The organism is Erythrobacter sp. EC-HK427, from assembly GCF_902498745.1.
GTDB lineage: Bacteria > Pseudomonadota > Alphaproteobacteria > Sphingomonadales > Sphingomonadaceae > Alteraurantiacibacter.
Genome location: NZ_LR701479.1, coordinates 1,001,475 through 1,018,904 on the forward strand (window position 1 = coordinate 1,001,475; position 17,430 = coordinate 1,018,904).

23 protein-coding genes are annotated in these 17,430 nt (G+C 63.8%); 4 read left to right on the top strand and 19 right to left on the bottom strand.

Annotated features, from left to right (window positions below):
- Positions 1-70: 70 nt before the first annotated feature.
- The 4 genes from GC121_RS04750 to xseA are packed head-to-tail and all read right to left on the bottom strand — an operon-like array spanning position 71 to position 3,686.
- Positions 71-1,054, bottom strand: coding sequence for an esterase-like activity of phytase family protein (locus GC121_RS04750; RefSeq protein ID WP_151973004.1), 984 nt, complete (start codon positions 1,052-1,054; stop codon positions 71-73).
- Between the two features lie 26 nt (positions 1,055-1,080).
- Entirely contained in the window at positions 1,081-1,992 is a 912-nt protein-coding gene (locus GC121_RS04755; RefSeq protein WP_234421111.1) for a M23 family metallopeptidase, read from the bottom strand.
- On the bottom strand, positions 1,989-2,186 hold the full coding sequence (locus tag GC121_RS04760; RefSeq protein WP_370513741.1) for a DUF2093 domain-containing protein: 198 nt from the start codon (positions 2,184-2,186) through the stop codon (positions 1,989-1,991). The genes GC121_RS04755 and GC121_RS04760 overlap by 4 nt, the downstream gene beginning before the upstream one ends.
- Positions 2,187-2,219: 33 nt before the next feature.
- Complete coding sequence (gene xseA, locus GC121_RS04765) at positions 2,220-3,686, bottom strand: exodeoxyribonuclease VII large subunit (protein ID WP_151973006.1); 1,467 nt, start codon at positions 3,684-3,686, stop codon at positions 2,220-2,222.
- Between xseA and purD the strand changes: the two genes are divergently transcribed.
- Entirely contained in the window at positions 3,685-4,968 is a 1,284-nt protein-coding gene (gene purD, locus GC121_RS04770) for a phosphoribosylamine--glycine ligase (protein ID WP_151973007.1), read from the top strand. The genes xseA and purD overlap by 2 nt on opposite strands.
- Positions 4,969-5,000: 32 nt before the next feature.
- On the opposite strand, the gene GC121_RS04775 is transcribed toward purD, so the two are convergent.
- Together GC121_RS04775 and GC121_RS04780 are read right to left on the bottom strand one after the other, a co-directional pair.
- A complete protein-coding gene (locus GC121_RS04775) occupies positions 5,001-5,570 on the bottom strand; it encodes a hypothetical protein (protein WP_151973008.1) in 570 nt (189 codons plus the stop codon).
- A gap of 40 nt (positions 5,571-5,610) precedes the next feature.
- A complete protein-coding gene (locus GC121_RS04780) occupies positions 5,611-6,609 on the bottom strand; it encodes an adenosine kinase (protein ID WP_151973009.1) in 999 nt (332 codons plus the stop codon).
- Positions 6,610-6,694: 85 nt separating this feature from the next.
- Between GC121_RS04780 and GC121_RS04785 the strand changes: the two genes are divergently transcribed.
- The 3 genes from GC121_RS04785 to GC121_RS04795 all read left to right on the top strand — a co-directional run bounded on the left by GC121_RS04785 (position 6,695) and on the right by GC121_RS04795 (position 8,865).
- Positions 6,695-7,402 (top strand): EI24 domain-containing protein, encoded by a 708-nt coding sequence (locus GC121_RS04785; RefSeq protein ID WP_151975593.1) that lies wholly within the window; start codon positions 6,695-6,697, stop codon positions 7,400-7,402.
- Between the two features lie 2 nt (positions 7,403-7,404).
- Positions 7,405-7,842: a hypothetical protein gene (locus GC121_RS04790; RefSeq protein WP_151973010.1), complete on the top strand. Its 438-nt coding sequence runs from the start codon at positions 7,405-7,407 to the stop codon at positions 7,840-7,842.
- Positions 7,843-7,923: 81 nt separating this feature from the next.
- A complete protein-coding gene (locus tag GC121_RS04795) occupies positions 7,924-8,865 on the top strand; it encodes a hypothetical protein (RefSeq protein ID WP_151973011.1) in 942 nt (313 codons plus the stop codon).
- On the opposite strand, the gene GC121_RS04800 is transcribed toward GC121_RS04795, so the two are convergent.
- The 13 genes from GC121_RS04800 to GC121_RS04860 form a co-directional block, all read right to left on the bottom strand.
- On the bottom strand, positions 8,862-9,086 hold the full coding sequence (locus tag GC121_RS04800; protein WP_151973012.1) for a hypothetical protein: 225 nt from the start codon (positions 9,084-9,086) through the stop codon (positions 8,862-8,864). The genes GC121_RS04795 and GC121_RS04800 overlap by 4 nt on opposite strands.
- A 65-nt stretch (positions 9,087-9,151) precedes the next feature.
- On the bottom strand, positions 9,152-9,508 hold the full coding sequence (locus GC121_RS04805) for an iron-sulfur cluster assembly accessory protein (RefSeq protein WP_151973013.1): 357 nt from the start codon (positions 9,506-9,508) through the stop codon (positions 9,152-9,154).
- 40 nt (positions 9,509-9,548) lie between these two features.
- Positions 9,549-10,028, bottom strand: coding sequence for an SUF system Fe-S cluster assembly protein (locus GC121_RS04810; RefSeq protein ID WP_234421112.1), 480 nt, complete (start codon positions 10,026-10,028; stop codon positions 9,549-9,551).
- The gene (locus tag GC121_RS04815; protein ID WP_199857756.1) at positions 10,028-11,230 is read right to left on the bottom strand and encodes a cysteine desulfurase; all 1,203 of its coding nucleotides are present in this window, start codon (positions 11,228-11,230) and stop codon (positions 10,028-10,030) included. The genes GC121_RS04810 and GC121_RS04815 overlap by 1 nt, the downstream gene beginning before the upstream one ends.
- Positions 11,206-11,610, bottom strand: coding sequence for a hypothetical protein (locus GC121_RS04820; protein ID WP_151973015.1), 405 nt, complete (start codon positions 11,608-11,610; stop codon positions 11,206-11,208). Before GC121_RS04820 ends, GC121_RS04815 begins: the two co-directional genes overlap by 25 nt.
- On the bottom strand, positions 11,607-12,368 hold the full coding sequence (locus GC121_RS04825) for a SufD family Fe-S cluster assembly protein (protein WP_151973016.1): 762 nt from the start codon (positions 12,366-12,368) through the stop codon (positions 11,607-11,609). The genes GC121_RS04820 and GC121_RS04825 overlap by 4 nt, the downstream gene beginning before the upstream one ends.
- Positions 12,361-13,122 (bottom strand): Fe-S cluster assembly ATPase SufC, encoded by a 762-nt coding sequence (gene sufC / locus GC121_RS04830; protein ID WP_151973017.1) that lies wholly within the window; start codon positions 13,120-13,122, stop codon positions 12,361-12,363. Before sufC ends, GC121_RS04825 begins: the two co-directional genes overlap by 8 nt.
- Positions 13,122-13,667 (bottom strand): endonuclease domain-containing protein, encoded by a 546-nt coding sequence (locus GC121_RS04835; protein ID WP_151973018.1) that lies wholly within the window; start codon positions 13,665-13,667, stop codon positions 13,122-13,124. The genes sufC and GC121_RS04835 overlap by 1 nt, the downstream gene beginning before the upstream one ends.
- A complete protein-coding gene (locus tag GC121_RS04840; protein WP_151973019.1) occupies positions 13,664-13,912 on the bottom strand; it encodes a hypothetical protein in 249 nt (82 codons plus the stop codon). Before GC121_RS04840 ends, GC121_RS04835 begins: the two co-directional genes overlap by 4 nt.
- A complete protein-coding gene (locus tag GC121_RS04845; RefSeq protein ID WP_151973020.1) occupies positions 13,909-14,295 on the bottom strand; it encodes an endonuclease domain-containing protein in 387 nt (128 codons plus the stop codon). The genes GC121_RS04840 and GC121_RS04845 overlap by 4 nt, the downstream gene beginning before the upstream one ends.
- 110 nt (positions 14,296-14,405) lie before the next feature.
- Positions 14,406-15,902 carry a Fe-S cluster assembly protein SufB gene (gene sufB, locus GC121_RS04850; RefSeq protein ID WP_151973021.1) on the bottom strand — a complete coding sequence of 499 codons (1,497 nt, stop codon included), beginning with the start codon at positions 15,900-15,902 and terminating at the stop codon, positions 14,406-14,408.
- A complete protein-coding gene (locus GC121_RS04855) occupies positions 15,899-16,351 on the bottom strand; it encodes an SUF system Fe-S cluster assembly regulator (RefSeq protein ID WP_151973022.1) in 453 nt (150 codons plus the stop codon). The genes sufB and GC121_RS04855 overlap by 4 nt, the downstream gene beginning before the upstream one ends.
- A 130-nt stretch (positions 16,352-16,481) precedes the next feature.
- Positions 16,482-17,348, bottom strand: coding sequence for a helix-turn-helix domain-containing protein (locus GC121_RS04860; RefSeq protein WP_151973023.1), 867 nt, complete (start codon positions 17,346-17,348; stop codon positions 16,482-16,484).
- Positions 17,349-17,430: the final 82 nt, after the last annotated feature.

Sequence of the window (17,430 nt, forward strand, 5' to 3'; positions counted from 1 at the left end):
CTTTCTGACTTTTGTTAACGCACAAAAGGCGCGCGGGGTTCGCTCTCCGCGCGCTTTTTCGTGTCTGTGGCTAGCCCGAATCGGGCGTCCAGCGCAGCTTCGCTAGCAAAGTCCGCTGGAAGCTGGCGATATTGTCGTCGGCGATGATCCATATTGTGATGGCACCGTCCTCGCCTTCCGAAATGGTGAGTCCCTCGTAATTCTCGTTCGGGATCATGGCATCGAGATCGAGCAGCAGCGCAATCTCCAGCTCCTCATCCTCTGCGATATCTACCGGATCGAAAATGCCCAGCGAAGCGGTAAAGGGCGGGTAGGCCAGCGTGACATCGCGCAGCAGCACCAGCACGCGGCCATCGGGAAGCGCCGCCATATCGGTGGGCGCGAAATCGCCCGGTGTGGTGAAAGCAAAGCTGCGCGAATCGCCTTCGCGCGCCGGATCGCCTGTATGCAGCACGCCGGTGCTCTCGGTCTCGGGCAGGATGATGAAGCGCCCGTCGGCCAGCCGCGCCATCGCTTCGGGGCCGGAATTGGCGCTCCAACCGGCCCATTCCTCCGGCACGCGCTGCCACATCAGCACATCGCGCGAGGAATAGCGCGCCACGGCATTGCTGCCTTCAAACGCCAGCCAGAAATCGCCGCTCGCCGGATCATGCGCTGCCGATTCGATATCGGTGACGAAATCCTCCAGATTGCCGCGATGGGGGAGCCGCGCGATTCGCGCCTCGCCGGTGCGATCGGGCATGGGGAAGGTCAGCATCACGCCGCGATCGGAGAAGGCGCGGAACAGGCCTTGCTCCGGCAGCACAAACAGCGCGGAGACGCCGCCGAAATCCATATTGGGGCTGGTGAGTTCCCACACCCCTTCGCGGGTGAAGCCTTCCAGCTCCGCATTTCCGGGAAAGTCGGCGACTGCAACGATGTCGATCTGCTCGATATGCCGGTCAGGCAGCGCGGTGCGCACGAAAGTCCCCGGCGCGGCGGCAAGCGCTATTGCCAGACCGGCAGCCAGGCGGCGCTTGCGGCTGGTGGAAATGGGGCGGAGCAGCGACAGCATCGCGCGCCCGCTAACACGCAGCAGGGTCAGGGCATAGGCCCGACAAAGAGCAGTGGATCGAGCCGCGCCAGGTGCCACTTGATGCTCCAGTGCAAATGCGGCCCGGTCGAACGCCCGGTCGTGCCGATGGCGCCCAGCGTCTGCCCCTGCACCACGCGGTCACCCTCGGCCACATCGATGCGCGACAGGTGCAGGAAGGCGCTGTTAAGTCCTTGCCCGTGATCGATAATCAGCAGATTGCCTTCGATGCTGAAGGGAGCGGCGGTCGCCAGCGTCACCACGCCCGACGCCGGGGCGACAATCGCCGTGCCGGTGGGCCGCGCAATGTCGAGTCCCGAATGATAGCTCCCCGGCTCCCCGCGATAAATGCGCTGCGAACCGAACCGGCCCGAGATGCGCCCGGTCACCGGCCAGATCCAGTCCTCTTGCCAGCCGGTCGCGGGCATATTGGCGGTGCGCGCATTCCAGATCGCGTCGAGCTCGGGCTGGCGGCGGCGCTGGAAATCCGCGCTCGACCCGCCGCCGGGGCGCAAAGCGGTGTTCACATATTCGAGCTCCCAAGCGCGCGGGCTGACCGGGATGATCGCGTTGACCGTGTCGCCATTGGCAAGGATTGCCACCAATTGCGCCGTAGTGCCCGCATCGCGGTCGAACGCGGCGAAGAAGCGGCCTTGCAAATCGAACGCGATCTCCTGATCGCCCAAACGCGCGCTGACTGTCCCGCTTGGCACCGTGCCGCGAATCCATCCACCCTGCGTCAGTTCACCCGCATAGGTGAAATCGGCACGGATGGGCGCGTCTGGAGGCGGGGCCGGTGTTGGTACCGGTGTGGCAACCGCAACAGGCGGCGCGACCTCTGCCTGCCGCGCCGCGTCTGCGGGAGGCACCACCGCACATCCGGCGAGCAGCGCGGCGATCCCGCAAATCCGTGCGATCACAGCTCTTCCAGCGCCCGCTTGGTGCTGAGTTCTGCGCTGGCATAGGGCTCTTGCAGCTCGACGCTCCAATAGCGCAGCTCGTCCAGCGGAACGGGCACGCCGCTGGCGGCACAGAGCACAAAGTGGCCGGGCTTGATCACGCGAAAGCCGTTGGGGCCATACATTAGCGTGGCGGCGTTTTCTGACGAGTTCATCAACATGGCGCTGCTTGTAATGCCTTGTGCGCGTCAAAGCAATTTGGGCTGGCCGCTATCGCCGGGCGGCCTGGAGGGTTTTTGAGTCGGTTTTTGAGCGCGCTTGGGACTGCGCGGCGCATCCGAGGGGACGGCGTTCACCTCGCCATCGGCGAATTTTATCGCCAGCAGGCTTTCCGCTTGGGCCTTCGCCGCGCTGGTGATCGCGCTGCCTGCTGTATCGAGCACCATGGCATAGCCACGGCTGAGCGGCTTTTCGGGATGCAGCTGCTCCGCCAGCCGCGCGAGAGCGTCAAGACGCTGCTTGCGCTCGGCCATCGGGCGCTGGACGAGTGCGGGGGTCAGCCGGACGCCCTGCAACCGCTGCCCCGCCTCGCGCAGAGTGCCGCGCAGGATGGCGGGCCAAAGCCGCGCCTGCGCCAGCCGCTCGCGCCCCTTGGCTGCCCGGTCGACAAGCCCCCGCCGCAACCGCTCGCCCAGATCGTCGAGCCTTTGCGTGTGGGGTTGCAGCAATTGCTCCGCATTGGGCAGGCGCTGCGCCCGCGCGGCCAGCCGTTCGCGCCCCAGCTCGACCGGACGCAGCACCACTTTGCGCTGGCGCAGGGCGAGATCATCGACGGTGGCCGCAAGCTCACGCAGCACCGGCACCGCGATTTCCGCTGCCGCGGTGGGCGTTGGCGCGCGCTTGTCTGCGGCGAAATCGCACAAGGTCGTGTCGGTCTCGTGCCCCACCGCGCTGATCACGGGGATCGGCGATTCGGCGACTGCGCGCACCACCGCTTCCTCGTTGAAGGCCCACAGGTCTTCGATCGACCCGCCGCCGCGTGCCACGATCAGCAGATCGGGCCGGGGTATCGCGCCGCCCTTCTCCAGTGCGCCAAACCCGCGCACCGCGCTCGCCACCTGCTCCGCCGCGCCATTGCCCTGCACCAGCACCGGCCAGACCAGCACATGGGTGGGAAAGCGGTCTGCCAACCGGTGGAGAATATCGCGGATCACCGCGCCGGTGGGTGACGTCACCACGCCAATCACTCGTGGCGCAAAGGGCAGGCGGCGGACATTGCCAAACAGCCCTTCTGCCTCGAACCGTTTACGGTTCTTCTCCAGCAGCGCCAGCAGCGCGCCCTCGCCCGCGATTTCCATCCGTTCGACCACGATCTGGTATTTCGAACGCCCGGGAAAGGTCGTCAGCTTGCCGCTGGCGACGACTTCGACCCCGTCCTCGGGGCGAAAAGGCAGCCGGTCGGCCTGCCCGCGCCACATCACCGCATCGAGCACAGAGCTCTCGTCTTTCAGGCTCATGTAGAGATGGCCGGACGCCGCCCGCTTCACCCCCGACAGCTCGCCACGCAGCCGCACGAAGCCGAACTGGTCTTCCACCGTGCGTTTGAGCGCCTGCGAAATCTCGGTAATGGTGAACGGCGCGGCATTGTCGCCGGTGCGCGACGCCGCTACCAGTCCGCCATCCTCGCCATCGCCAAACGGAGTAGTGCTCGCCATGAATATCCTTGTGCTCGGTTCGGGTGGCCGCGAACATGCCCTGTGCTGGAAGCTGGCGCAATCCAAGGCCATCGAAAGCGAAGGCGGCACGCTTTACGTATCCCCCGGAAATCCCGGCATGGAAAGCGTGGCGCGGATCGCGATGGTTGATGCCAAGAAGCATGACGAAGTGATCGCTTTCGCCAAAAAGCACGATATCGGCCTTGTCGTCATCGGCCCCGAAGCGCCACTGGTGGACGGGCTGGCGGATTCCCTGCGCGATGCAGGCGTGCCAGTGTTCGGCCCCTCGAAGGAAGCGGCGCAATTGGAAGGCTCCAAGGCCTTTACCAAGGAATTGTGCGACCGCGCAGGGATCCCCACCGCAGGGTATGTCCGCTGCACGTCGCTCGAACAGGCGAAGGCCGCGCTCAGCACCTTTGCGCCGCCCTTCGTGCTGAAGGCCGACGGGCTCGCGGCGGGCAAGGGCGTGGTGATCGTCGACAATGTCGATCACGCCGAGGAAGCGCTCAAAGATATGTTCGGCGGCAAATTCGGGGAAGCGGGCGCGGAAGTCGTGATCGAGGAATTCATGCATGGCGAGGAGGCGAGCTTCTTCGCGCTGACCGATGGCACCAGTGTGGTCCCCTTCGGCACCGCGCAGGATCACAAGCGCGTGGGCGACGGCGATACCGGCCCCAATACCGGCGGCATGGGCGCCTACTCGCCCGCCCGCGTCATGACCGAGGAACTGGTGGCCGAGACCTTGGAGCGCATCGTCTTCCCCACCGTGCGGCAGATGCGGTTGGACGGCACACCCTATCGCGGGGTGCTTTATGCGGGGCTGATGCTGACCGATGAGGGCGTCAAACTGGTCGAATACAATGCCCGCTTCGGCGATCCCGAATGCCAGGTGCTGATGATGCGGCTGGAAAGCGATCTGGTCGACTACATGATGGCCTGCGCCCACGGCACTTTGGGCGAGCTGATGGAACCGCGCTTCGACGACGCGACCGCGATGACGGTGGTGATGGCCGCAAAGGGCTATCCCGATACGCCGGAGACGGGCGGGGCGATTGACCTGTCAGGTGTGGCAGAGAGCGACAATGTGAAGGTCTTCCACGCGGGCACCAAGCTGGTCGGCGGCATACTGGTAGCCAGCGGCGGGCGGGTGCTGAATGTCACCGCGTTGGGCGCCGATGTGCGCGAGGCGCGCGACCGTGCCTATGTAGCCGTGGACGCGGTAGACTTCCCGAGCGGCTTCTGCCGGAGCGATATCGGCTGGAGGGAGTTGGAGCGGGGTTAAATAGGATCAAGCAGTTTCCAAAGCGCCGAAGTCTAGGTGCGGTTCCTATAAATCGCAGGCGGGCCATATCGACCTGGATCGGGAGCAGCAGGGCAGACATTCTGCGTCACCTCAAGTTTCAAGATATTGCTTCCGTCGTGCCAAATGCGAACCGCAGATCGCGGCCCAATCGGACCTCCGTGAGATCGCGTGTTGTTAAATGCTGTTGTTAGATCGAAATCGGAGTATCGAAAAACTTCGCCGCCAATTGCTACGATCTCCTTTTCATTTCCACTCCTTGGCATCGGATGGAAGTAATCCAAGCAGCCTTCGACCAATCTTGCTTCCTCCGAATTGAGCAGCCGGTGCCACTCGGAATATTTGTGCACACGATCAGTCACCACCAGCAGGACAATTGCGCCAGCAAAAACACAAGCGAATGCGCCAAACGCTCGGCGCAAACTTGTTGACTGTGGGCTGACGAAGCTCGGAAGCTTGTGCGGAAAAATCAGCAGCACGACACCAAGCGCGACAAAAATCAGCGGAATGCCAATTCCCGAAAACCACATGATCGGATTTTCGGGAACAACATAGGCCAACTGGTAATCGTGCTCAGCTAGCAAAGCTTCCTATCCTCCTCGTTTGCGATTCTGGAAGCGAATCTTACCCCAACTTCTCCGCCATCAGTGCTTTCATATCAGCTTCGGGGCGCGGGCCGTAGTGAGCGATGACTTCGGCGGCGGCGATTGCGCCGCGCTTCAGGCACACATCAATCGGCTCGCCGCGCGCGTGGCCTGAGAGGAAACCCGCCGCGAATTGGTCGCCTGCGCCGGTGGTGTCGACGACCTTGTCGATAGGTTCGGCAGCGACTTCGTAGCGGGTGCCGCCGGTCACGCACACCGCGCCCTTGGCGCTGCGGGTGGCGACCAGCACCGGGACTTTGCCCGCTACCGCAGCCAGACCGGTGTCGAAATCCGGTTCGCCGGTCAGCGTTGCCAGCTCGCTTTCATTGACGAACAGGATGTCGATCACCCCGTCCTCGATCATGCTACGGAAATCGTCTCCGTGGCGGTCGATCACGAAGCTTTCGCTCGCGGTGAAAGCGACTTTGCGGCCCGCCTTCTTCGCCACATCAATCGCGCGGCGCATCGCCTTGCGCGGCTCTTCGGGATCCCACAGATAGCCTTCGAGATAGAGGATCGCGCCGCTCGCGATCAGCTCTTCGTCCAACGCTTCGGCGGGCAGCGATTGGCCCGCGCCGAGGAAGGTATTCATCGTACGCTCGCCATCGGGCGTCACGAAAATCAGGCAGCGGCCGGTGGGGGCGGAACCTTTGGGCAAAGGCGGCGTGTCGAAATCGATCCCGGTGGCGCGCATATCGTGGGTGAAGACTTCGCCCAGCTGATCGTCACAGACCTGCCCGACAAAGGCGCATTGCAGGCCGAGCATACTCGCGCCCGCCAGCGTGTTCGCTGCCGAGCCGCCCGAAATCTCGCGCGCTTGCCCCATCGCGGCGTAGAGCGTCGTCGCACCCTCGGCATCGATCAACGTCATCCCGCCGCGATTGAGGCCGAGCTCTTCGATCAGCTCGTCTTCGCAAGAGGCAATCACGTCCACCACGGCATTGCCGATGGCGATAACGTCGTAACGGGGTTCGGTCATGAAAACTCCTGAAAGTCTGAATATCTGGCGGGCGGCGCCCGTGCGGGCGTTGACTTGGCGAAAAGGGCGCGCAATCGCAAGCACTATGGGCGGTTTGGCGAATTCACTGGTGCTGGGCTTCGGGCAGCTGTTCGATGTCGCGGTTCTGCGCATTGTCCTGAAGAGCCTGTTTGTGACGCTGGTGCTCTTCGTCATCGTGGCCTTTGCCGGATGGTATGCGCTCGATTGGGTGCTGGCATCGGGCGGGCTGGGGGACAGCGCCTTTGCCGGGGCCGAGGGTGTGCGCGAGGCGCTGTCGCTGCTGCTGGCCTTGCTGGGCCTGTGGCTCACCTGGCGAATCGTGGCGATGGCGGTGATCCAGTTCTTCGCCGAGGAAGTGGTGGTAGCGGTGGAGCGCAAGCACTACCCGCACGCCGCCAGCGTGGCGCGCGATGTGCCCTTTGCCGAAGCGCTGGGCAATGCGCTGAGAGCTGCAGGCCGCGCGCTGCTGTTCAACCTGCTCGCAGCACCCGTCGCGCTGGTGTTGCTCTTTACCGGTGTCGGCACTTTCGCCGTGTTCTGGATCGTCAATGCGGTGCTGCTTGGGCGCGAATTGCAGGACATGGTGTGGCTGCGGCACCGCCAGGGCGCCAGCGAGCCAGCGCCGGTGGGCGGCGGCCAGCGCTTCGCACTGGGCGGCGCGATTGCGGCTCTGCTCGCCGTGCCTTTTGCCAATTTCCTTGCTCCCGTGCTGGGGGCCGCTAGTGCGACACATCTGGTTCACCGGACACGCTCCAAGGGATTGCCCGACTGACTATGCGTTTTTTTGCCCCGCTCCTTTGTGCCAGCCTGCTCGCCGCCTGCGCTACCACGCCCCCGCCGGTGCAGACGCAGGCTCCGCCGCCGCCCGCGCGCCCCGATACGCAGACGCAGGTTCCGCCCACGCGCGCTTTGCCGCAACCGGTGCCGGTTGCCGGGCGTCCGGTGCCGCAAATCATGGAAGGGCCGGGGCTCGCCGGGATCATCCGTGAGGAAGCGCCGGTGCTGATCCGGCGCTTTGGCGAGCCGCGCCTGAACGTGGTCGAAGGCGATATGCGCAAGCTGCAATTCCGCGGCGAGGCCTGCGTGCTCGACATCTTCCTCTACCCGCTGCGTCCCGATGCCGAGCCGGTGGCGACGTGGATCGAGGCACGGCGTGCATCCGATGGCGCGGCGGTGGACCGCTTCGCTTGCATCCAGGCGCTCTCGCTCTAGTGCGCAAGGTAACGCGAATTTAAGGCTGTTTGGGCATAGCATCCGGCAAATCAGCACCCGCCATTGGGGAATTTGTCAGAGATGAGCATCCACTTCGCCGATATCGCCCGTCACGCCGCGCAGGATGGCGCTGTTTCGCCCGAGGAAATCCTCGCCATGCGGCAGGCTGGCTGGGCCAACGGCAAAATGACCCGCGCCGAAGCCGAAGCGGTTTTCGCGGCGCAGAATGCTGCGGGCGAGCACAGCAAAGAATGGAGCGATTTCTTCGTCGAGGCGATCCAGCACTATGTGCTCGAAGGCAGCGAACCGCGCGGTCACGCCGGTGAAGACGAGGCGCGCTGGCTGGTCGATCAGGTGCAGCGCGATGGCAAGGTCTGCTCGATGACCGAACTTGAAGTGCTTACCCGCATCATCGAGAAGGCGCAGAACGTGCCCGAGAGCCTGAAGGCCTTCGTCCTCCGTGTGCTGGAAGACGAAGTAATGACCGGCACCGGCCCGACGCGCTGCGGCGGCGAATTGTCAGACACCCACGTATCAGAGGCCGAATGCACGCTCATCCGCCGCGTGATTTTCGGGGCAGGCGGTGATCGTCCCGCCGGGGTCAGCCGCGCCGAGGCGGAAATGCTGTTCCGCATCAAGGACGCGACCGAACACGCGGCGAATGCGCCCGAATTCAAGCGCCTGTTCGTGCAAGGCGTGGGCAATTACCTCATGGGCTTTGCATCTTCCAGCGCGCAACTCACCCGCGAGCGCCAGCTGGAGCTGGACGCCTTTGTCGCCGACAACACAGCGAGCGTCGGGCGCTTTATGGGCGAAATGGCGGTGGCCACGCCCAATATTTTCGGCATGGTGTTCGGGCGGAAGCCCGCCGCGCCCAGCCGCGAGGAACGCGTTGCCGCCGAGGCTGAACTCACCGGCGGCGAACAGGATTGGCTCGACGCGCAGATCGCCGTCAACGGCAAGGTCGACGCCTACGATCAGGCGCTGCTGAAGTTTCTGGCGGAAGAGGCCGCGCGGGTTTAGCCCTGATCGAACTCTAACGGTGCAGCAGCCCCGCCCTGCATCGGCAGCGGGCCTTTGGGTGGTTCGACGAGCGCAGGTGCCATACCGGGCGGGCGTTTGCGGCTGTTGCGACGGGTTTTGCCCTCAACATCCTCCCCGCGATAACGCGCAAGCACGCGCTCGATAAAGCTGTTTCGACGTTCGGCACGCTTGCGGCGCGGTGGGAGGTCAGGTGACGGCATTGCGCTGCCTTACCAGAATAACACACCCAAAGCCAGAGGTCTGGCAATGCGGCAATGCAAGCGGGTCAGACCATAAAGCTTTCGCCGCAGCCACACGCGCCCTTGGCGTTGGGGTTCTCGAACACAAAACCGGCGGTGAAGTCGTCCTCCACCCAGTCCATCACGCTGCCGACAAGGTAGAGCACGCTCGCCCCGTCGATGTAGAACACCCCGCCCGGCGTCGTGATCTTCTCGTCGAATTTCACTTCCTCGGTGACGTAATCGACCGAATAGGCGAGGCCCGAACAGCCCCGGCGCGGGGTCGAGAGCTTGACGCCAATCGCATCGGCAGGGGCCTTCGCCATCAGCTCGGCCACACGCGCCTCGGCGGCGGGCGTCAGCGTGACGGCGGCGGGCAGCGTGCGGGTTTTGGTTTCGGTCATTTCTCTTCTCCAAGCCCTCCTCTCCAGAGGAGGGGAGACACTACAGCATCCCCAGTTCGAGCCGCGCTTCGTCGCTCATTTTCGAGGGATCCCACGGCGGATCCCAGGTGATCACGACTTCGGCATCGCGTATGCCGGGCAGGCCCATCACACGTGCTTCGACTTCGCCCGGCATCGTCTCGGCCACCGGACAATGCGGAGTGGTGAGCGTCATGGTGACGATCACATCCGCCTCGTCCGACACCTCGACATTGTAGATCAGGCCAAGGTCATAAATGTTCACCGGAATCTCCGGATCGAAAATGTCCTTCAGCGCGTCGATCACGCTCTGGTGCAATTCGCCGCCCGGTTCGCCGCGGGCAACGCTGTCGGGCTTCTTCGCCAGAAAGCCTTCAAGATAGTCGCGCTTGCGCTCCAGCTTTGCGCCAGCGGTCTCCATGGCAGCCTCTTCGGGCAGCGGCGCGTCCTCGACACGGGCGCGGGGCGGTTTGGTGGTCATATCGTCAGTCTGATTATCCATCAGCCGAAAATCCTTCTGGTGCGTTCAATGCCGCTCAGCAAAGCGGCCACATCGTCTTCGTCGGAGTAAATGCCAAAACTGGCGCGAGCGGTGGCGGGAATGCCCAGCTTCGCCATCAGCGGCTGCGCGCAGTGGTGGCCGGCGCGGATCGCGACATTCGCTTCATCCAATATAGTGCCGAGATCGTGCGGATGAATACCGTCTATCAGGAAACTGACGATTCCGGCGGAATCCTCCGGCCCGAACAGCGTCACATCGTTCATTGCGCCCAGCGCCGCGCGGGTCTGCGCCACCAGCCGCGCCTCGTGCGCATGGATCGCGTCCAGCCCGATGGCGGAGACAAAATCAAACGCCGCGCCGAACGCGATCGCTTCGACAATCGCGGGCGTGCCTGCCTCAAACCGCTGCGGGGGCGGGGCGTAGGTGGTGCGCGCGAACCCCACCTGGTCGATCATCGCGCCGCCGCCTTGCCATGGCGGCATCATATCGAGCAGCTCCGCCTTGCCCCACAGCGCGCCGATGCCGGTCGGGCCGTAGAGCTTGTGCGCGCTGAAGGCGTAGAAATCGCAGTCGAGCGCGGCAACATCAACGGGCAGGCGCGGCACCGCCTGACACCCGTCGAGCAGCAGCTTCGCGCCGACCGAATGTGCGAGTTCAGCGGCGCGCTTGGCGTCGAGCACCGAGCCAAGGACGTTCGAAACGTGCGCAAAGCTGACCATGGTGTGCTCGCGCGTCAGCATGGCCTCGGCGACATCAAGATCGATCCGCCCGTCTGCGGTGAGCGGGCAGACGTCGACCTGCCAACCGGCGAGTTGCCACGGCACGATATTCGAGTGATGCTCCAGCTCGCTCAGCAGCACACGGCCTTTGTCGGGATAGCTGTAGGCCACGAGATTGATCGCCTCGGTCGCGCCGCGGGTGAACACGACTTCGGCCTCGCTTCCGCCAATCAGGCGAGCGATTTTCCGGCGCGCGTCCTCGTAGGCCAGCGTCATCTCCGCCGAGCGCGCATAGACGCCGCGATGGACGGTCGCGTAGTCCGCCCCCATGGCGCGGCTCATCGCGTCGATCACCGCCTGCGGCTTTTGCGCGGTCGCGGCGCTATCGAGATAGTGCCACGGCGCGCCATCGGCGGTGAGCAGGCCGGGGAAGTCGGCCTTGCGCGAGAGCGTATCGGCTACGGACACAGCGCCGCTCTCCATTCATCCGGATTTTCGCTGCGATAGCATTTGTAACGCACGCCAAGCTCGGTGACGCGCCACGATCCGTTGGCCGACTGTTCGAGGATGGCGCGCCAGCCCGTCATGCGCACCGAATCGTCCAGCATCGGCCCGGCCACACCGATCATTTCAAGGCGCGAGGGATCGCTCGCCAAGGGCCGCATTTGCACGTCCAGCGTCGGCGCGCCTTCCATGCTTTCCGGATAGCGCCCGATAATGTTCGTGATCGCTTCGGCAGGCGAGCGGGCGTCGAGCGGCGGGGGCGGGACGCGCAGATATTCCGCTTCGGGCACGGCATCGGGCGTGGTCGCACAGGCGGCAAGGCCTAGGCTGGCGGCGGCGAGCAATAGGGGGCGGATCATAGCCTGTCCTCCAGCTGGTCGAGCGCGTTTTCGAGCAATTGCGCACGCAGCGTTTCGTCGCCCAGTTCGACAAAAGCATCGGCGATGAAGGCCTGGATCAGCAGCCGCTTGGCCACATCGGGCGCAATCCCGCGGCTCGCCATGTAATAGCGCGCCATGTCGTCGAGCTGGCCAATCGCCGCGCCGTGGGCGCATTGCACATCGTCGGCGAAGATTTCGAGCTCGGGCTTGGTGTTCGCGCTCGCGCCCTTGTTGAGCAGGATCGCGCGGAAGTTCTGCGCGGCATCGGTCTTCTGCGCATCGCGCGCGACTTCGATGCGTCCGAGGAAATTGCCGGTCGAACGGCCCCATTGCACGGCGCGCACGGTCTGGTTGCTGGTGCCGTTGGGATGCGCGTGGATGGTACGGGTGACGAATTCCTGCACCTTCTCCCCGCCGCCAATCGTCACGCCGCCAAATTCGAAATGCGCGCCGTCTTCCAGCGTGACTTCGATCTCCACCCGCGCAAACGGGCCTGCGGCGAGCACTGTGAACGCTTCGAACCGCCCGCCCGCGCCGACATGGACGCGGAGGCGATCGAGCACGCCGTCACTCCCGTTGTGGAAGCCGGTTTCGATATGCGTCTCGCCCGCAGGCACCCGGATTTCGCGCCAGTGGTGGATGATTTCCGCATCGGCGCGCGCCAGCCACGCGCCATCCGCGTAACGCCAGTCCTCGTCGCGCGTTGTCGGGAGCGGGAGAGTCGCAGCCTCAGGCATCAGCCATCACCGCGTCATAGCCCTCTTCCTCCAACCGCAGCGCAAGCTCCGGTCCACCGGTGGCAACGATGCGCCCGGCGGCAAGCACGCTCACTCTGTCGGGCTGCACCACGTCGAGCAGGCGCTGGTAGTGGGTGATGAGGAGCACGCCCTTGGCGGGATCGCGCATGATCGCATTGATGCCTTCGCCCACCACGCGCAACGCATCGATATCGAGGCCGCTATCGGTTTCATCGAGCACCGCGAATTGCGGATCGAGAATGCCCATCTGCACCATTTCGTTGCGCTTCTTCTCGCCGCCCGAAAAGCCGACATTCACGTTGCGCTTGAGCATCTCCATGTCGAGTTTGAGCAGCGCGGCTTTTTCACGCGCCAGCTTGAGGAAGTCGCCGCCGCTCAGCGGGTCTTGCCCGCGCGCCTTGCGTTGCGAATTCAATGCTTCGCGCAGGAATTGCACGTTGGAAACGCCGGGAATCTCCACCGGATACTGGAAGCCGAGGAACATCCCCGCCGCCGCGCGCTCATGCGGCTCCATCGCGAGCAAGTTTTCGCCGTTGAAGGTCACGCTGCCGCCGGTGACTTCGTAGCCCGGCCTGCCGCCCAGCACATAGGCCAGCGTCGATTTACCAGCGCCATTGGGGCCCATGATCGCGTGCACTTCGCCCGCCGCGACTTCGAGGCTGAGACCGTTGAGAATGGGCTTTGCGCCCGCATCAGTGGCGATTTCGGCGTGGAGGTTTTCGATTTTAAGCATTAGTCTTTCCGTGTTGGGCGGGGCGGGCCATTGCCGTCGCGGTCGTAGCGGGGCTTGCTCTGGCGCGGGTTTTCGGCGTTGTGCTTGCGGCGCGCTTCGGCCTTGTCGGCGATGCGCAAGCGCATTCCGGCGGTGATGCGCGCGAGCACTTCATCCATGTTTTCGAGGATATCGGCGGCCTTTAGATGCATCACGCGGATGCCGACGCTTTCGAGGCTCTTGTCGCGGCGGCGATTGAGCGCCTCGTCATCGCCTTCCTCGTCGATCACGATAGCCATGCCGAGATTGTGGCAATTGAAATCGACAATCGCGCTGCCGACTACGGCGAAGCGCTTGAAGGTGTAGCGGCCCAGATCGGCCTTGGCGAACCGCTCGGCCAGCGCCTTGTGCGCAGGCGAAGCGTGCCGCTTCCGGTCGCGCGCCTGATCGTGCAGCACATCGAGCCGCTTGTCGGAAATCTCCCAACCACGCCCACGCTTTTTGAGAGCGGGGGCTTCGGCGGTGGCAGCCTCGGGGTTGAGGGCGAGGGTTTTGCGTTCGGTCATTGAGACCTCCGGAAAGCGATGGCCAATGAGGCCGCATCATCAATGAAGCCTTCGTCAGCAGGATTGTGCGGCGTCGCGTCGGAAGAGAAATAGCGCAGACACGCATCGGCATTCCCAACCGCGCGCAGACCATCCGGCATAGACATGTCAAACCACCAGACATCTGACTGTGACCACTGCGAGAACTCACCAATTCCGCCGGATTGTTCAGCAAGCCCGATAAGACCTTTGATAGCTTTGCTCATCCAACCGACCCTTCAAGCGAAATCGCCCCAAAAAGCCCCTCCCCTTCAGGGGAGGGGTTGGGGTGGGGGCTGTGGCGAGAAACGCGGCCAGCGGCGGCCAGCCGGATCACGTCCAAAACCCCCTCAGCGTTGTTCATCACTTCAAGATTGGTCACCCGCACCACCATAAATCCAAACTGCGCCAATTCATCGTCTCGCAGGCGGTCCTTGCCCGCATCGTGCGTATCGCCATCGACTTCGACGATCAGCGCCCGCGCCGGACACATGAAATCAGCGATGAACGGGCCGATTACTTCCTGACGGCGGAACTTTAGGCCATCAAGCTGGCTGTTCGACAGGTTGCGCCAAAGCCGCATTTCCGGCTCGGTCGGATTGCGTCGCATGTCTCGTGCGCGCTTCCTGAGCGTTTCGAGCTGTTCGACTGACAGCCCCCACCCCAAACCCCTCCCCTGAAGGGGAGGGGCCTTCTTGGCCCAGCCCTTGTCTTGCACAATCACCCCACACTCCCCTCAAGCGAAATCGCCAGCAGCTTCTGCGCTTCCACCGCAAACTCCATCGGCAGCTCTTTCAGTACTTCCTTGGCAAAGCCGTTCACGATCAGCGCCACGGCCTCTTCCTGCGGCAGGCCGCGTTGCATCGCGTAGAACAGCTGGTCGTCGGAAATCTTGGAGGTCGTCGCCTCGTGCTCGATCTGCGCAGTGGGGTTCTTCACTTCGATATAGGGCACGGTATGCGCGCCGCATTCGCTGCCGAGCAGCAGCGAATCGCACTGGGTGAAGTTGCGCACATTGTCCGCATTGGCGCCCACGCGCACCAGGCCGCGATAGGTGTTGTTGCTCTTGCCCGCCGAAATCCCCTTGGAGATGATTGTCGAGCGGCTGCCCTTCCCGTTGTGAACCATCTTGGTTCCCGTGTCGGCCTGCTGATGGTTATTCGTAACCGCAACCGAGTAAAACTCGCCGACGCTGTCTTCGCCATTGAGCACGCAGGACGGGTACTTCCACGTCACCGCAGAGCCGGTTTCCACCTGTGTCCAGCTGATTTTGCTGCGATCACCCTGGCACAGCCCGCGCTTGGTGACGAAATTGTAGATCCCGCCCAGCCCTTCGGCATTGCCCGGATACCAGTTCTGCACGGTGGAATATTTGATCTCCGCATCTTCCATCGCCACCAGTTCCACCACCGCGGCGTGGAGCTGGTTTTCATCGCGCATCGGCGCGGTGCAGCCTTCGAGGTAGGAGACGTAAGACCCCTTCTCGGCAATGATCAGCGTGCGTTCGAATTGCCCCGTATTCTCCGCATTGATGCGGAAATAGGTGGAAAGCTCCATCGGGCAGCGCACGCCTTCGGGGATGTAGACAAAGGTGCCGTCCGAGAAGACCGCGCAGTTCAACGTCGCGAAGAAATTGTCGCGCATCGGCACGACCTTGCCGAGCCACTTTTTCACCAGCTCCGGATATTCGCGGATCGCCTCGCTGATGGAGAGGAAGATGACGCCCGCCTTCTTCAATTCCTCGCGGAAGGTGGTGGCGACGCTGACGCTGTCGAACACCGCATCCACCGCCACCTTGCGCGCGCCCTCGACGCCCGCGAGCACTTCCTGCTCGGCAATCGGAATGCCCAGCTTGTCGTAAATCGCCTTGATCTCGGGATCGAGTTCATCGAGCGATTCGAGCTTTGGCTTCTTCTTCGGTTCGGCGAAGTAATAGGCGTCCTGATAATCGATTGCGGGATAGCCGACCTTGGCCCAATCGGGCTCTTCCATGGTCTGCCACAGGCGGAAGGCTTTCAGCCGCCAGTCGAGCATCCATTCGGGCTCGTTCTTCTTCGCCGAGATGAAGCGCACCGTATCTTCGGTGAGGCCCTTCTCGGCAAATTCGGTTTCGATGTCGGACGACCAGCCGTGCTCGTAATCGGCAGCTTTCGCCGCCGCGGCCTTGGCTTCCGCGTCCATTTCTGAACGGTCTTTGAGATCGAGCTGATCGGTCATGCGACTTCCTGTTCGTGTGCCACCGGCGCTTGCACCGGCTCATCTGTGGGTGTTCGCGCCAGTTGCACCAACGAAATGCCTGCCAACGCGCCGCGCAGTGCGGAATTCACCAGCGGCCAATGCGGCTTGACCGCGCAATTGCGTTCCACCGCGCATTCCCCGCCGCCTTCGATACAGCTGGTGAGCGCGATGGGGCCTTCAACGGCCTCGACAATGTCCGCCAGGCTGATAGCCGCGGCGGGCCGGGCAAGCTGCAACCCGCCCCCCGCGCCGCGCGTCGAGCGGAGCAGACCTGCGGCAGAGAGCTTGCTGACGACCTTCTGCACCGTTGGCACGGGCAGGCCGGTTTCGCTCGCCAATTCCGCCGCAGACGTGCGCCCGCCACCGCAATGGCGCGCGGCGGCGCTCATGGTGACGACCGCATAGTCGGCGAGGTTGGAGAGGCGCATAGCTAATTCAGACCAAATTGTTCCGATTATCCATTTGAGCATCCTCGCCACAGAATCAAGCGATTCCCGTTTGTTGCGAGTCGTTAGCATTTTCTCGGTTGCGCTCGCCCATCCGGGCGAGCGTAACCAATCATAAGGCGCGGAATTCGCGCAGGCGTTCGAAATTCTTGAGCTGCAGCAATGTCTTCATAATCGGCTGCCCCGCCCCGCCAAGCCGCGACGGAGTATAGCCGCAGAAGCGTTTGATCTCACGCACCATATGCGGCTGGTCGTGGAAGGCGTCGGCCAAGACGGCCTCCTCTGCCCCGCTCAGCACATCGCGTGACAGGATGGCGGCGGCGCGGATGGCGCGGAATTTCCGGGCGAGCGCGGCGGGCGGCAGGCCGAAATACCGCTCGACCAGCCGCTCCGATTGGCGGCGCGAATAGGGCAATTGCGGGAAAAGCAGGTCAAGATCAGGGCAAATCGCGCCGCCAAGCCAGTGGATCGTGGTTTCGATCAGCTTCTCGTGAACGGCAGGAATTTGGCCAAGGCGCGGCGCAATCCAGTCGGCCAGCGCGTTGCAAGCCGCCTCTCCGCCCAGCTGGCCCGCCAGATACTGCGCGCCCAATTGTCCGGCAAACTGCTCGACATCACCGCCCACCAATTGGCTGGCAGGCAGGAAGCGGTCGACATGGTCGCGGGCCGGACTTCCCGTAAGCGCGGCCCAGCCCAGCGGAGACAGCGAAGCGCCAATCGTCCGCCACGGCCCGCGCATTTCAAAGCGGGCGGCGCGGGAAAAGCCGCTCATCAAATAGGCCTTGCCCCGCACCGGATCGGTGTGCCCGGCAAAGTGCATCTCGCCCTCGCCCTGCGCAAACAACACAAGCTGCCCCAGCCCGCCGGGTTGCAGATCGCTGAACAGCGGATCGTCAGTGGCGAAATGGAACAGCACCAGAATATGGCGGCGCAGCGCCTCCGGCGGATCGAAATATTCGAGCGAGAAGCGGGGCTGCATGGCTAGCCGATTGCGACCCGCCCGCCATACAGCCCCGAAGCCCGCCCCGGTGACCCGGCGGATGGGGCACGCATAGCCGCGC